We start from the raw sequence: 13,318 nt of genomic DNA on the forward strand, positions 1-13,318 counted from the left end.
CGGAGTTACGCGCCCGCCTGCTCGCGCAGCACCGCCCGCAGGCGGGTCGTCCGCTGCTTGGCCGGAAGCTCGGCGACCGTCCGCGCCAGCGCCTCGCCCACACCCTGGACGACGGACAGATGGCGCTCGCCCCGGCCGAACGCCGTGTACGCCCACGCCCGGGTCAGCGCACCGGCCGCGTCTCCCGGCAGCACCACGACCGCCGCCGGCCAGCGCATCCCGGCCGCCTGGTGAGCGGTCACCGCCCAACTGTGCCGTACGGCGCCGGCCGCCACCGCGTCGCGCGGTACGACCAGGGGGGCGCCGCCGCAGTCCAGGTGCAGCCCGTCCGCGTCAGCGGTCACCACGGTGCCGAAGGCGGCGCCGTGCACCACCCGGTCGCCCGGGTCGAAGCCGCCGAAGCGGCCGGGGCCGGGGTTGAGGCGCTCCTTCAGGGCGGCGTTGAGCACGCGGGTGCCGGCCGCGCCGCCGTGGCCCGGGGTGATGACCTGTGTCCGGTCGGCGGGCACACCGATCGCACGCGGCACCGAGTCGGCGACCAGCTGGACCGTACGGTGCACCGCCTCGCCCGCATCGCGCACCGGGACGGTCACGACCTCCTTGCCGGGGGCCTCGACCTGCTCCAGCTCGCCGATGCCGATGCCGGAGACCAGCTCGCCGATCGGCCCCGGATCCGGGGTCCGCGACGCCACCTGGGGACAGGTCTTCGCCGCCAGCAGATCCGCGAAGGCCCGACCCGGGCCCACCGACCACAGCACGCCCGGATCGCCGCTCAGCACCAGCCGCGCACCGTCCGGCACGGCCTCCACCAGCGTCGCCGCCGACTCGACGTCCAGCATCGGCGCGTCCAGCACGGCCAGCAGGTCCAGGGCGAGGGAGCCGTCCTCGTCGCGCCCCGGCCCCTGCGTACCCGCCAGCAGGCCCGCGACGGTCACCACCGTGTCCCCGTCGCCGCGGGCGTACGCGGCCGCGTACGCCCGCAGGCCCAGCGACCGGGCCGCCGCCACCAGCGCGACGGGCTCGGCGCGGGCCGCCTCGCCGCCGGTGTGCGCCACCAGGCCACTGCGCGCGGCCGCCCGGATCAGCGCGGCGGCGGACGGCGACGCGGCGGCGGCCGCCGCGCCCTCCCAGTCCGCCGGGATGTCATCGGCACCCCCATCGGCATCCCCGTCGGCGCCCTCGAAGGTGTTGAGCAGCCGGTTCAGGCCGTCCGCGAGGCTCTCCTCGGCGAGCGCGTAGCGGTCCAGGCCGAACAACAGCCGTACGGGCGCCTCTTCGTCCTCCTCGGTGCGCTTGGCGGGCGTGTCCTCCGCGTCGTGGAAGACCAGTACGCCGCCGTCGGCCACGGCCGCCCGCAGCGCCTCCTCCGGGTCGGCCACCGACTGCTTGCCCAACGCGGCCTGGAGTACGGAGGCTTCGAGCGCCGTGTGGCCCTGCTCGGCCGCGCGCTCCAGCAGCCAGCTGACGAGCGCCCGCAGGCGGCGCTCGTCGTCCGGGCCGCCCTCGCCGCCCAGCAGTGCCTTCGCGAAGCCGTCGGCGTGCTCCACCCGTACGCCGGGCAGGGCCAGTACCTGCCAGGGGTCCTCCCGCAGCAGCTCCCCGGCCCGCTCGCCCAGCGCGGCGACGGCGGGCTCCGCGAGCGTCTCCGGAGCCCCGCCCGCCGCCAGTACGGCCCGCGCGTCGGAGAGCGCGTCGGCGGAGGAGGGGATGACGGGGCGCACGCGAGGCGGCTCGGCGGCGGCCGGGGCCGGAGCGGCCTGGGCGGCAGGGGCCGCGGGGGCGGCGGCTTTGCGGGGGGCCGGGGCCGCCGGCTTCTCGCCGCGCTCGATCGCCTTTACCGCCGCCGCCAGGTCGCGCAGCTCGGGCGACAGCTTCGTCCCGGCGTTGGCGGCGTCGTGGTCGTCGGTCATCAGAGCGTGCTCCAGTCGTGGTCCGGATAGCGGTGCAGGGGCGCCGACACATCGTCCAGCGCCTCGCAGATCTCTCCCGGAAGACTAAGGGCCTCCACTGACAATGCCGCCGTGAGCTGCTGCGCGTTGCGCGCGCCGATGATGGGCGCGGCCACCCCGGGCCGGTCGCGGATCCACGCCAGCGCGACCTGCAGCGGGGTCACGGCCAGCCCGTCCGCCGCTATGGCCAGGGCGTCCACGATGCGCCGGGCGGGCTCGTCCAGGTAGGGCGCGACGAAGGGCGCCATGGCCTCCGAGCCGCCGCGCGAGTCCGGCGGGGTGCCGTGCCGGTACTTGCCGGTGAGCACGCCGCGTCCGAGCGGGGAGGAGGGGAGCAGCCCGACGCCCAGGTCCAGCGCGGCGGGCAGCACCTCGCGCTCGATGCCGCGCTGGAGCAGGGAGTACTCCATCTGCGTACTCGCCAGCGGGGTGCGGCCCGGCACCGCCCGCTGCCAGGTCGCGGCCTTGGCGAGCTGCCAGCCGCAGTAGTTGGAGACCCCGACGTAACGGGCGCGCCCCGAGGCGACGGCCAGGTCGAGGGCCTGCAGGGTCTCTTCGAGCGGGGACGTGGGATCGAAGGCGTGCACCTGCCACAGGTCCACGTAGTCCGTGCCGAGCCGCTGCAGCGAGGCGTCCAGCGCCGCCAGCAGGTGGCCGCGAGAGCCGTCGAAGCGGCGGTCGGGGTCGGGCACGCTGCCCGCCTTGGTGGCGATCACCAGGTCGGAGCGGGGGACCAGGTCCTCGATCAGCCGCCCGAGCAGGTATTCGGCGCTGCCGTCGGAGTAGACGTCGGCGGTGTCCACGAGCGTCCCGCCGGCCTCCCAGAAGGCCTTCAACTGGTCCGCCGCGTCCCGCTCTCCGGTGTCCCGCCCCCAGGTGAGGGTGCCGAGCCCGAGCCGGGACACGCGCAGGCCGGTGCGACCGAGATGCCGTTGCTCCATGACCGGTGAGAGTACTGGCCAGAGGCCGTTTGTGGGGTGAGGTGACGAAGCCGACAGGCCCCGGACCTGCTCCGGATCGCCGCCGGAGCGATATGGTCCGGGGAACAACGACGTTACTGATCGGTAAGGGGAGCGGTATGAGGCTCGGGATCAACCTCGGTTACTGGGGCGCCGGGATGGACTCGGACAACCTCGCCGTCGCCAAGGAGGCGGACCGGCTCGGCTATGCCGTGTGCTGGGCCGCCGAGGCGTACGGCTCCGACGTGCCGACCGTGCTCTCCTGGGTCGCCGCCCACACCGAGCGGATCGACGTCGGCGCGGCGATCATGCAGATCCCGGCCCGTACCCCCGCGATGACGGCCATGACCGCCGCGACCCTGGACTCCCTGTCCGGCGGCCGCTTCCGCCTCGGCCTCGGCGTCTCCGGCCCCCAGGTCTCCGAGGGCTGGTACGGCGTCAAGTTCGACAAGCCGCTGGCCCGGACGCGCGAGTACGTCGAGATCGTCCGCAAGGCCATGACGCGGGAGAAGCTGTCCTACGAGGGCGAGCACTGGACCCTGCCGCTGCCCGGCGGCCCCGGCAAGCCGCTCAAGCTCATCGTCCACCCCGAGCGCGAGCACATCCCGCTCTACATCGCCGCGATCGGCCCCAAGAACCTCGAACAGACCGGCGAGATCGCGGACGGCGCGCTGCTCATCTTTCCGTCCGCCGAGCACATCGAGGAGACCGCGCTCGCCCCCATCCGCGCGGGCCGCGCCAAGGCCGGCAAGACGCTGGACGGCTTCGACGTCTGCCCGACCGTCCCCATCGCGCTCGGCGACGATGTGGACGCGCTCGCGGACCTCTTCCGTCCGTACACCGCGCTGTACGTCGGCGGCATGGGCAGCCGCCAGCAGAACTTCTACAACAAGCTCGCGCAGCGGATGGGCTACGAGAAGGAAGCGGCCGAGATCCAGGACAAGTACCTGGCCGGCGACAAGGCCGGGGCGGGCGCGGCGGTGCCGCGGGATCTGATCGACTCCACGACGCTGTTGGGCTCGGTGGAGCGGATCGCGGACCGGATGCGGGCCTACGCGGAGGCGGGCGTCACGACGCTGAGCCTCACCCCTGCGGGGTTCACGCTGGATGAGCGGGTCGCCGCGCTGCGGGCGGGCGTTGAGGCGCTCGAGCTGGCCGGGGTGGCGTAAGGACGGGGAGAATCCCCCACCCCGCCCCATCCCGGCCCCAGCCGATTTGTGGCTGGCGCCGCGTGAGGGGGCTCTGCCCCCGGACCCCCGGTCCTCAAACGCCGGACGGGCTGAAATGCCTAGCCCGGCACCAGGCGGCCCAGGAGGCGGCCGAAGTCGATCAGGCGCGCTATCTGGCCCGGGCCGCCGTCGTCGAGGGACTTGCTGAAGCGGAACGCCTCCGGGCGGAAGCGGGCGGCGGCCACGGTGCCGTCGGCGTCGCCGGTGGGGACGGCGCTGAGCTCGTGCGGCATGGCGGTGGCGAGGACGACGAAGACGCCGCGGTCGACGCGGCCGCCCTGTTCGTCGCGGCCGACGAGGGTGCGCATCCCGACGTGGCCGATGGCGCCGAGGGGAAGGACCTGGACGGAGGAGTCGAGGACGGTGCCGCCGGGGGCGTCGTCGTCGGCCAGCTCCTCGCTGTGCCAGAGGATGAGGCGGCGGCCGTCGCAGACGGCGGCCTCCTGCCAGACAGAAGTGCCGGCCTCGGAGAGGTCGACGACCCGCTCCAGTGTGAAACCGCGGACGCGGCGGCGTCCGATGACTCCCGCGATCGCTTCGAGGGCGATGTCGGCGTGCAGGAAATAGGCGTGCGCCGCGTCGTCCAGGCGGTCGTACGGCGACCAGTCCGAGCCGGCCGGCCCCAGCCGATTCGCTGTCGGACGGCTTTTCGTGGCCTTGCTGAACATGTCCACCTGCACCTGCTTCGCGATCCCGACCCCTGGTGTTTCCCTCGCCGTGTGCACCTTACCCAGGAGATACGACAAGTCACGTCGGGTCGCGAATCACTGCGATTCTGCGGCCGTGGTGGGGGCTCGGGGGTCTTCCCCGCCACGGCCGTCACTAAACACAACGCACCTGAACGCCAGGAGTTACGGCCGGGCGGGTGCCTCCCTGTTGCCCGATCGCCGACGCGAGACTTGAATTTTGATTTGCATATGTCCGTTTCCGGGAGGTACGCGATGCTGTCGGCCAAGAGTCTTTTCCAGGAGATCCTCGACAACGACGAATCGTTCCGGCTCTTCTGCTCGATCGCCGCGAGCGGCGAGTCCCAGGGCGGCTGGGAGAACGGCCGGATCGCCGCCCTCGTCCCCGTCTCCCAGCGGGAGCTGGCGCCCAAGGTGGCCCGGCACGGCGCGGACGAGGACAAGCACGGCAGGATCTTCAACGCGCTGCTGCACAAGCGCGGTCTGGACCCCGCCCCAGTGCCGCCGGAGACCGACTACACGATGCTGCTGGAGCGCTCCGGCATCGGCCTCGCCCACGACAAGCTGCGCCGCGACGAGCCGCTGTCCGAACAGGACATCGTCACGTATCTGTCCCACAGCCGGGTGACCGAGCAGCGCGCGGCCGAGCAGATGGCGCTGCTCACCAGGCACTTCGGGGACCACCCGGACATCGGCAGGGCCATGCGCATGATCTCGCACGACGAGGACAACCACCTCGCCTACTGCCACGAGGAACTGCTGTCCCTCGCCCGCGCCGGGCAGGGCCGCGTCATCCAGCGCACCCTGCGCGAGTGCGCGCTCGCCGAGATCCGCGTCTACCGCGATGTCAGCCTCGCGGTGATGGCGAACATGGGCCGCATCCTGCGCTGGCCCGAACCCAAGGCGCTGGCGCTGCAGGCCGGCATCCACGCGGTGTACGCGTACGAGCGGCTGCACGGCTGGCGGCGCATGGTGACGCTCGCGATGCCCGCCCGGCGCGACGCGATGGGCGGCCCGACGCCGGTCGCGGAAGCCGTCTAGGGCCTGTCCGGGCGCGGCTGAGCAGAGCCGGGACCGGCCGGTTCCCTGCGCGTCGGGCGCCCGACGTAGGGTGACGTGCATGCCCACCGTGATCCTTGTCCGGCATGGCCGGTCCACCGCCAACAGCGACGGCGTGCTGGCCGGCTGGAGCCCGGGCGTAGCCCTGGACGACAGCGGCCGTGAGCAGGCGGGCGCGCTGGCCGGCCGGCTCGCCGGGCTGCCGCTGGCCGCCGTGGTGACCAGCCCGCTGCAGCGCTGCCGCGAGACCGTGCAGCCGCTGCTCGACACCCGCCCCGGGCTGCCGCTGCACACCGACGACCGGATCGGCGAGTGCCACTACGGCGACTGGACCGGCCGCAAGCTCGTCGAACTGGCCGAGGAGCCGCTGTGGGGCACCGTTCAGCGGTATCCGTCGTCGGCGGTCTTCCCCGGCGAGGGCGGCGAGTCCGTACGGGCCATGCAGGCCCGCGCGGTCGACGCGGTGCGGGAGTGGAACGACCGGATCGAGGCCGAGCACGGCCCGGAAGCGGTCTTCGCGCTGTGCTCGCACGGCGACATCATCAAGTCGATCGCCGCGGAGGCGCTCGGCATGCACCTGGACCTCTTCCAGCGGCTCGCCGTCGACCCCTGCTCTCTCACCGTGATCCGCTACACCGCGCAACGGCCCTACCTGCTGCGGCTCGGTGACACCGGTGACCTCGCTGCCCTGGCGCCCCGGATCGAGGCCGTGTCGGACGACGCGGTGGTCGGTGGCGGCACGGGTGCCTCGTGATCAGCGTCCGCAGTCCGCAGTAGGGTGGTGAGCCTGTACGGGTGAGCCGGTACGGGCTGGCGACAGGCCGACAAGTGCCCCCCAAGAACGAGCAAACGGAGCGGGAAGTGCCGCGTCAGGTGTTCCTCTACGACAAGCCGGACCGGTTTGTGGCCGGGACGGTCGGCCAGCCCGGCCAGCGCACCTTCTTCCTGCAAGCCACCGCCGCGGGCCGGACCACCAGCGTGGCGCTGGAGAAGACCCAGGTCGAGGCGCTGGCCGAGCGGATCGACGAGCTGCTCGACGAGGTCGTCCGGCGGACCTCCGGGTCCGCGCCGGTGCCCGCCGTGGCCCCTGCCGAACTGGCCGACACCGCGCCGCTCGAAGTGCCGGTCGAGGAGGAGTTCCGGGTCGGCACGATGGCCCTGGCCTGGGACGGCGCGGAAGAGCGGATGATCCTGGAGGCCCAGGCACTCGTCGAGATCGACGCCGACACCGACGACGACCTGGAAGCGGCCGAGGAGCTGCTCCTCCAGGACGACGAGAACGGCCCCCCGCTGCTGCGGGTCCGCCTCACCGGCGCCCAGGCCCGTTCCTTCGCCAAGCGCGCCCTCGACGTAGTCTCCGCCGGCCGCCCGCCGTGCCCGCTCTGCAGCCTGCCCCTGGACCCGGAAGGACACGTATGCCCGCGTCAGAACGGGTACCGGCGGTCAGCGACAGCCTGACGGTGACGGCTGATCTCGCTCTCCTCGCCAACGGTGAGCTGACCGTACGCGGCCGTCTGCGTGACGCGTCCAATGCCGTGCTCTACTGCGGCGTCGAGTACGAGGGCCGGGCCGCCGCTTGCGTCTACAAGCCCGTCGCCGGCGAGCGGCCCCTGTGGGACTTCCCCGACGGCACGCTCGCCGCCCGCGAACTCGCCGCGTATCTCGTCTCCGAGGCCACCGGGTGGGGGCTGGTGCCCCCGACCGTCCTGCGGGACGGCCCCTACGGCGAGGGCATGTGCCAGCTCTGGATCGAGACGGCGGCCGAGGAGCCGGACGGCGGCGGGCTGCTCGCCCTCCTCGACTCCGAGGAGCCCGGGCCCGGCTGGAAGGCCGTCGGCTTCGCCGAGGTGGGCGAGGGCCGTACGGCTCTGCTCGTCCACGCCGACGACGTCCGGCTGCGGCGGCTGGCCGTCCTCGACGCCGTCATCAACAACGCCGACCGCAAGGGCGGGCACCTGCTGCCGGCCCCTGACGGGCGGCTCTACGCCATCGACCACGGCGTCACCTTCAACGCCGCCGGCAAGCTGCGCACGCTGCTCTGGGGCTGGGCGGGGGAGCCGCTCGAGGCGGAGGCCCGGGAGGTCCTGGAGCGGCTCGCGGCGGAGCTGGCTGATGGCGGGCTCGGTGCGCGCCTCGCCGGGCTGATCACCGGGAGCGAGCTTCAGGCCGTACGGGACCGGGTGGCTGGCCTTCTGGCGGCCGGCCGTCACCCCGAGCCCAGTGGCGAGTGGCCGGCGATCCCCTGGCCGCCGATTTAGCTTCCCCCACCCCGCCCCTTCCCGAACCAGGGGGCAAGCCCCCTGGACCCCCGAACGCCCTGCGGGCGTGTCCTCAAACGCCGGACGGGCTGAAATTCATGACGGGGATCACGCGAAGCGCAGGCAGTGGGGTCGTTTGCTGATCAGGCGGGCGGTTAATCTCATGACATGCATGCCTGGCCCGCTTCAGACGTCCCCGCCCTTCCGGGCAGCGGACGCGACCTCAGTCTCCACGACACCGCGACCGGTGGCAGGGTAACCCTGGCCCCCGGTCCGGTCGCCCGCATCTATGTCTGCGGGATCACTCCCTACGACGCCACCCACATGGGGCACGCGGCCACGTACAACGCGTTCGACCTCGTGCAGCGCGTGTGGCTGGACACGAAGCGCCAGGTCCACTACGTCCAGAACGTCACGGATATCGACGACCCGCTGCTGGAGAGGGCGGCGCGGGACGGCGAGGACTGGACGGGGCTGGCGGAGCGCGAGACCGATCTGTTCCGCGAGGACATGACGGCGCTGCGGATGCTGCCTCCTGCCCACTACATCGGCGCGGTGGAGGCGATTCCGGGGATCGTGCCGCTGGTGGAGCGGCTGCGGGACGCGGGGGCGGCGTACGAGCTCGAAGGGGATGTGTACTTCTCCGTCGAGTCGGACCCGAACTTCGGGAAGGTGTCGAACCTGGACGCCGCCGCGATGCGGCTGCTGTCGGCCGAGCGCGGTGGCGACCCGGACCGGGCGGGGAAGAAGAACCCGCTGGACCCGATTCTGTGGCTGTCGGCCCGGGAGGGCGAGCCCAGCTGGGACGGGGGAAGTCTGGGGCCGGGGCGTCCGGGATGGCACATCGAGTGCGTGGCGATCGCGCTGGACCATCTGGGGATGGGCTTCGACGTGCAGGGCGGCGGCTCGGACCTGGCGTTCCCGCACCACGAGATGGGCGCTTCGCACGCGCAGGTGCTGACGGGTGAGTTCCCGATGGCGAAGGCGTATGTGCACGCCGGGATGGTGGCGCTGAACGGCGAGAAGATGTCCAAGTCCAAGGGCAATCTGGTCTTCGTGTCCAAGCTGCGCCACGACGGCGTCGACCCGGCCGCCATAAGGCTCACCCTGCTCGCGCACCACTACCGGTCCGACTGGGAGTGGACGGACGGCGTGCTCGCCGAGGCCGCCGAGCGGCTCGGCCGGTGGCGTGCCGCCGTGTCGCGGCCGGACGGGCCGTCGGCGGACGCGGTGGTGGAGGAGATCCGCGAGGCGCTGGCGAACGACCTGGACGCGCCGGCGGCACTGGCCGCCGTGGACCGCTGGGCCGCTCTCCAGGAGCGCGAGGGCGGTACGGACACCGGGGCGCCCGGGGTGATCTCCCGAGCGGTGGACGCGCTGCTGGGCGTCGCGCTCTGACGCGAGACGTGATCCGCCGCAGGACATGAGCGCCGCCGCCCTCAGCGAGGGCGGCGGCGCTTCTCAGTCCTCTCAGTCCTCGTCGCCCGGCTCGCCGTCGTCCTCGTCCGACTTCGTCTCGCGCGGCGGCGGCTGCGGGCGGTCCCGCAGGTACGGGCCTTCCAGCGGCTCGCCGGTCTGCGTGGCGTGTCCCGGCTGGCCGGGGTCGCGGCGGCGGAGGTAGCGCTCGAACTCGCGGGCGATGGCCTCGCCGGAGGCCTCGGGGAGCTCGGCGGTGTCGCGGGCCTCCTCCAGGGACTGGACGTACTCGGCGACCTCGGTGTCCTCGGCGGCGAGCTGGTCGACGCCGACCTGCCAGGCGCGGGCGTCCTCGGGGAGCTCGCCCAGCGGGATGCGCAGGTCGAGCAGGTCCTCCAGGCGGTTGAGGAGGGCGAGGGTGGCCTTGGGGTTGGGCGGCTGGGACACGTAGTGCGGGACGGCCGCCCACAGGCTCACGGCGGGGATGCCGGCGTGCGTGCAGGCCTCCTGGAGGATGCCGACGATGCCGGTCGGGCCCTCGTACCGGGACTCCTCCAGGTTGAGGGCGGCGGCGAGATCCGGGTCGGAGGTCACACCGGTGACCGGGACCGGGCGGGTGTGCGGGGTGTCGCCCAGCAGCGCGCCCATCACCACCACCATCTCGACGCCCAACTCGTGCGCGAAGCCCAGGATCTCGTTGCAGAACGACCGCCAGCGCATGCTCGGCTCGATGCCGCGCACCAGCACCAGGTCACGGGGTTTGGGGCTTTCGATACGGACGACGGACAGCCGTGTGGTGGGCCAGGTGACCTTTCGTACGCCGCCGTCCAGCCACACCGTCGGCCGGTTGACCTGGAAGTCGTAGTAGTCCTCGGCGTCCAGAGCCGCGAAGACCTCGCCCTTGAACTCCTTGTCCAGGTGGCCGACCGCCGTGGAGGCGGCGTCCCCGGCGTCGTTCCAGCCCTCGAACGCGGCCACCATGACCGGGTCGATCAGCTCGGGCACGCCCTCCAGCTCGATCACCCAGCGCCTCCTTGCAGCAGTACTCTCGTCGCGGCTTTCGTCGCTCTATTTTCCGGCACCAGCCTACGGCTTCCCGTGGCCCGTGCCGCAGCCTTGTACGGGGATGATCCCCAGAGTCATCGGACGTACTCGTCGGGCCGCACCTTTCACACCTCACCCCACGAAGAGCGGTATGCGGCCCAATCCTCTTCGGTCGCGGCGAAATCGACATACAGGGCCAGACCGAAGCCCTCGCGGTCGTGCGCATGCCGGGCCAGCCCGAGGCGCGCGCCGCGCACGGCCGCCTTGACGGTCTCGGCGGAAGGGTGATGGCCCGCGGTGTGGGTGTGGTACGCGGGCAGGCCGATCAGCAGGTCCACACCGGCCGGAACCACCTCGAGCGCCAGGGCGGTCTGATGGGCCACCGAGCCGCCGAACAGGCTCTCCAGCGGCATCCAGCTGTCGTACGCCATCACCGCGACCTGGTCGACGAGGCGGGCGACCTCCCCGAAGTACTGCTGGGACCAGTACTTGTCGAAGGCGGAGTGCGCGGAGGGAAGCGGGTCGATCTGGTGGGTCGCCACCGAGAGCGGGGCCCCGCGGGCCCCGGTCATCTCGTGGGTGGCCCTCAGGAGCGCCAGGAAGCCCTGGTCGCCCGAGTGCATCGGCTCCAGGTCGAAGTGCACGCCGTCGAACCCCGCGTCCAGCACCTGTGCCGCGCTGTCGCGGATACGGGAGCGGGTCGCCGGGTCGTCCGTACGCACCCCGGGCGAGCCCCCGTGCGACACGATGTCGCCCAGCCAGGCCTGGACCCTGACGCCGGGGAGCGCGCTGTGCACCTCGCGTATCAGCCACGCGGAGCCGGGGTACAGGGCGGAATCCAGGCTCCCGTCGTGCTCAAGCGGACCGGTGTGCACATAGAGGTCGCGTATGCCGGTGCCCTTGACGCGCCGCAGGAGCGCGGTCAGGTCGGCCGCGTCCCGGCGGCCGTCCACCCAGGCGTGGCCCAGCCAGACGGCGTCCCGCCCCCGGGTGCGCCCGGCGGCGTCGGGATCCCCGGCGTACTCCAGGCGCAGCGCGATGCCGGCCGTGAGGACCGGGAGCAGGAGGACGAGGGCGAGCACGGCCGCGGCCCGGCGCAGACGACGGACGGCGGGACGGCGTGGCGGCGGTTTGTGCCCCTGTGGGGACGGCGATTCCTGGTCAGACATCCGATCCTTCAACCCCCGTGTGAGTGAAGGCAGTTAATCTACCCGGACCGCTAGAGGGTCGAGCGCAGCCACTGCTCGACGCTCGCGATGTGCACCGTCGCCCACGAGCGGGCCGCCTCCGCGTCCCGGTCGCGCAGCGCCGCCAGGATCGCCCCGTGCTCGTGCAGGGTGCGGCTCACCGCGTCCTCCTGGGTGAGCCCGCGCCAGATCCTGGCCCGTGTCGTCGGCCCCGAGAGGCCGTCCAGCAGGGAGCACAGAACCGAATTGCCCGAGGCCTGCACGATGCCCCGGTGGAACTCCAGGTCCGCGGCGACCAGCTCCTCCACCGAGGGCTGCTCGCCGAGCGCATCGAGCTGCGCCTGCAGGGCGTCCAGTGCCGCCTCCGGGATCCGGGCGGCGGCCAGCGCCGTGGCGGCGGGCTCCAGGATCCGTCGTACGGCCAGGAACTCCAGCACGGTGTCGTCGCGGTGGAAGTCCACGACGAAGCTCAGCGCCTCCAGGAGCAGCTGCGGGTCCAGGCTGGTCACATAGGTGCCGTCGCCCTGCCGTACGTCCAGGATCCGGATCAGCGACAGCGCGCGGACCGCCTCGCGCAGCGAATTACGAGAAAGGCCCAGGTCAGCGGCGAGTTCGCTCTCCTTGGGGAGCCGGTCGCCGGGGCGCAGCGCGCCTGAGACGATCATGCCTTTGATCTTCTCGATCGCCTCGTCGGTGACCGCCACGAGCGACTCCTTTCTTCGGTCTCCGGATGCCTCTCAGACCTCCGATGTATCGCTGCTCATTATGCCTGGCCGAGCGCCCTGTCGATTCCGGAGCGCACGAAAGTCCGGGCCAGCCGGGCCCGCCGCGGCCGCCGGTACCAGGGAGTGGGAGGCAGCTGGGTCCCGTAGCGCCGGGCACGGATGCCGTCGATCAGCTCGGCGGGCGCGCCCAGCTCGGCGAGGACGTCCAGGGCCTCGCCCTTGGTGATGAGGCGGCCCTCGCGCAGGGTGACGGTGGCTCTGGCAAGGGTGACCGGGCCCGAGTCCACCCAGACATCGCGCAGCCAGGGCAGGGGCTTGCCGGTGACCGGGCGCCAGAAGCCGGCCAGGTCGGCCCGGACGAAGGCGTTGAGGTCCTGGTCGCTCACCGGAGGCACGAGCCCGGCGGGGGAGGGGCCGTGCAGAACGAGGCCGGCGGTGAGGAGTTCGCGGCGGGTGACCGGGGTGACGGGGGTCTCGGTGAGATGGCCGTGGCGGAAGGTCACATGACGCAGGGCGGTGTCGTCGGCCAGCCGGGAGCGTACCGGGTAGTTGCAGTGCAGCAGTTCCGCCCCTGGGTCCTCGGCGATGAGCCGGCGGTGGAGCATGTCCACTTGGCTCTTCCGGGTCTCGTCCAGCTCCGCCTCGACCACGGCGACGAGGTCGAGATCGCTGCGGCCCGGCTGGTAGTCGCCCATGGCAAGCGAGCCGTGTACCCATAACGCGACCAGCGGTACGGAGGTGGCCCGGAGTTCGGTGAGGAAACGGTCGAGGATCGCGGGCGGGATCATGGGTCCGACTATCGCACC

13 protein-coding genes are annotated in these 13,318 nt (G+C 72.6%); 6 read left to right on the forward strand and 7 right to left on the reverse strand.

The genetic code is table 11. The annotated features are described in order from the left end of the window. Positions 1-5: 5 nt before the first annotated feature. Together OG607_RS37525 and OG607_RS37530 are read right to left on the reverse strand one after the other, a co-directional pair. The gene (locus OG607_RS37525; RefSeq protein WP_405737306.1) at positions 6-1,979 is read right to left on the reverse strand and encodes a helix-hairpin-helix domain-containing protein; all 1,974 of its coding nucleotides are present in this window, start codon (positions 1,977-1,979) and stop codon (positions 6-8) included. Further along, positions 1,910-2,890: an aldo/keto reductase gene (locus tag OG607_RS37530; RefSeq protein WP_405733391.1), complete on the reverse strand. Its 981-nt coding sequence runs from the start codon at positions 2,888-2,890 to the stop codon at positions 1,910-1,912. Before OG607_RS37530 ends, OG607_RS37525 begins: the two co-directional genes overlap by 70 nt. A 137-nt stretch (positions 2,891-3,027) precedes the next feature. Here OG607_RS37530 and OG607_RS37535 point away from each other — a divergent pair, with 137 nt between their 5' ends. Then, on the forward strand, positions 3,028-4,077 hold the full coding sequence (locus OG607_RS37535) for an LLM class F420-dependent oxidoreductase (protein WP_405733394.1): 1,050 nt from the start codon (positions 3,028-3,030) through the stop codon (positions 4,075-4,077). A gap of 119 nt (positions 4,078-4,196) precedes the next feature. Here the strand turns inward: OG607_RS37535 and OG607_RS37540 are convergent, their stop codons facing one another. Continuing rightward, entirely contained in the window at positions 4,197-4,805 is a 609-nt protein-coding gene (locus tag OG607_RS37540) for a hypothetical protein (protein WP_405733397.1), read from the reverse strand. 273 nt (positions 4,806-5,078) lie between these two features. On the opposite strand from OG607_RS37540, the gene OG607_RS37545 reads away from it, so the two are divergent. The 5 genes from OG607_RS37545 to mshC all read left to right on the forward strand — a co-directional run bounded on the left by OG607_RS37545 (position 5,079) and on the right by mshC (position 9,538). Continuing rightward, complete coding sequence (locus OG607_RS37545) at positions 5,079-5,864, forward strand: ferritin-like domain-containing protein (protein WP_405737309.1); 786 nt, start codon at positions 5,079-5,081, stop codon at positions 5,862-5,864. 79 nt (positions 5,865-5,943) lie between these two features. Next, the gene (locus OG607_RS37550; RefSeq protein WP_405733399.1) at positions 5,944-6,636 is read left to right on the forward strand and encodes a histidine phosphatase family protein; all 693 of its coding nucleotides are present in this window, start codon (positions 5,944-5,946) and stop codon (positions 6,634-6,636) included. 107 nt (positions 6,637-6,743) lie between these two features. Next, on the forward strand, positions 6,744-7,340 hold the full coding sequence (locus tag OG607_RS37555; RefSeq protein ID WP_405733402.1) for a DUF3090 domain-containing protein: 597 nt from the start codon (positions 6,744-6,746) through the stop codon (positions 7,338-7,340). Further along, positions 7,298-8,140, forward strand: coding sequence for an SCO1664 family protein (locus tag OG607_RS37560; protein WP_405733405.1), 843 nt, complete (start codon positions 7,298-7,300; stop codon positions 8,138-8,140). The genes OG607_RS37555 and OG607_RS37560 overlap by 43 nt, the downstream gene beginning before the upstream one ends. A gap of 168 nt (positions 8,141-8,308) precedes the next feature. After that, positions 8,309-9,538 carry a cysteine--1-D-myo-inosityl 2-amino-2-deoxy-alpha-D-glucopyranoside ligase gene (gene mshC / locus OG607_RS37565; protein ID WP_405733408.1) on the forward strand — a complete coding sequence of 410 codons (1,230 nt, stop codon included), beginning with the start codon at positions 8,309-8,311 and terminating at the stop codon, positions 9,536-9,538. A gap of 72 nt (positions 9,539-9,610) precedes the next feature. On the opposite strand, the gene OG607_RS37570 is transcribed toward mshC, so the two are convergent. From OG607_RS37570 to OG607_RS37585, 4 genes are all read right to left on the reverse strand, one after another. After that, positions 9,611-10,579 carry a PAC2 family protein gene (locus tag OG607_RS37570; RefSeq protein ID WP_405733411.1) on the reverse strand — a complete coding sequence of 323 codons (969 nt, stop codon included), beginning with the start codon at positions 10,577-10,579 and terminating at the stop codon, positions 9,611-9,613. A gap of 146 nt (positions 10,580-10,725) precedes the next feature. After that, complete coding sequence (locus OG607_RS37575) at positions 10,726-11,769, reverse strand: hypothetical protein (protein ID WP_405733414.1); 1,044 nt, start codon at positions 11,767-11,769, stop codon at positions 10,726-10,728. 50 nt (positions 11,770-11,819) lie between these two features. Next, entirely contained in the window at positions 11,820-12,491 is a 672-nt protein-coding gene (locus OG607_RS37580; RefSeq protein ID WP_405733417.1) for a FadR/GntR family transcriptional regulator, read from the reverse strand. A 59-nt stretch (positions 12,492-12,550) separates the two neighbouring features. Beyond that, the gene (locus tag OG607_RS37585) at positions 12,551-13,300 is read right to left on the reverse strand and encodes a nucleotidyltransferase domain-containing protein (protein ID WP_405733420.1); all 750 of its coding nucleotides are present in this window, start codon (positions 13,298-13,300) and stop codon (positions 12,551-12,553) included. Positions 13,301-13,318: the final 18 nt, after the last annotated feature.

It is taken from the genome of Streptomyces sp. NBC_01537, from assembly GCF_045040445.1.
Taxonomy (GTDB): domain Bacteria; phylum Actinomycetota; class Actinomycetes; order Streptomycetales; family Streptomycetaceae; genus Actinacidiphila.

Bases quoted from the DNA above. Each gene is read 5' to 3' on its own strand.
- OG607_RS37530 (WP_405733391.1), bottom strand. From the start codon at position 2,890: ATGGAGCAACGGCATCTCGGTCGCACCGGCCTGCGCGTGTCCCGGCTC.
- OG607_RS37535 (WP_405733394.1), top strand. From the start codon at position 3,028: ATGAGGCTCGGGATCAACCTCGGTTACTGGGGCGCCGGGATGGACTCG.
- OG607_RS37540 (WP_405733397.1), bottom strand. From the start codon at position 4,805: ATGTTCAGCAAGGCCACGAAAAGCCGTCCGACAGCGAATCGGCTGGGG.
- OG607_RS37545 (WP_405737309.1), top strand. From the start codon at position 5,079: ATGCTGTCGGCCAAGAGTCTTTTCCAGGAGATCCTCGACAACGACGAA.
- OG607_RS37550 (WP_405733399.1), top strand. From the start codon at position 5,944: ATGCCCACCGTGATCCTTGTCCGGCATGGCCGGTCCACCGCCAACAGC.
- OG607_RS37560 (WP_405733405.1), top strand. From the start codon at position 7,298: ATGCCCGCGTCAGAACGGGTACCGGCGGTCAGCGACAGCCTGACGGTG.
- mshC (WP_405733408.1), top strand. From the start codon at position 8,309: ATGCATGCCTGGCCCGCTTCAGACGTCCCCGCCCTTCCGGGCAGCGGA.
- OG607_RS37575 (WP_405733414.1), bottom strand. From the start codon at position 11,769: ATGTCTGACCAGGAATCGCCGTCCCCACAGGGGCACAAACCGCCGCCA.
- OG607_RS37585 (WP_405733420.1), bottom strand. From the start codon at position 13,300: ATGATCCCGCCCGCGATCCTCGACCGTTTCCTCACCGAACTCCGGGCC.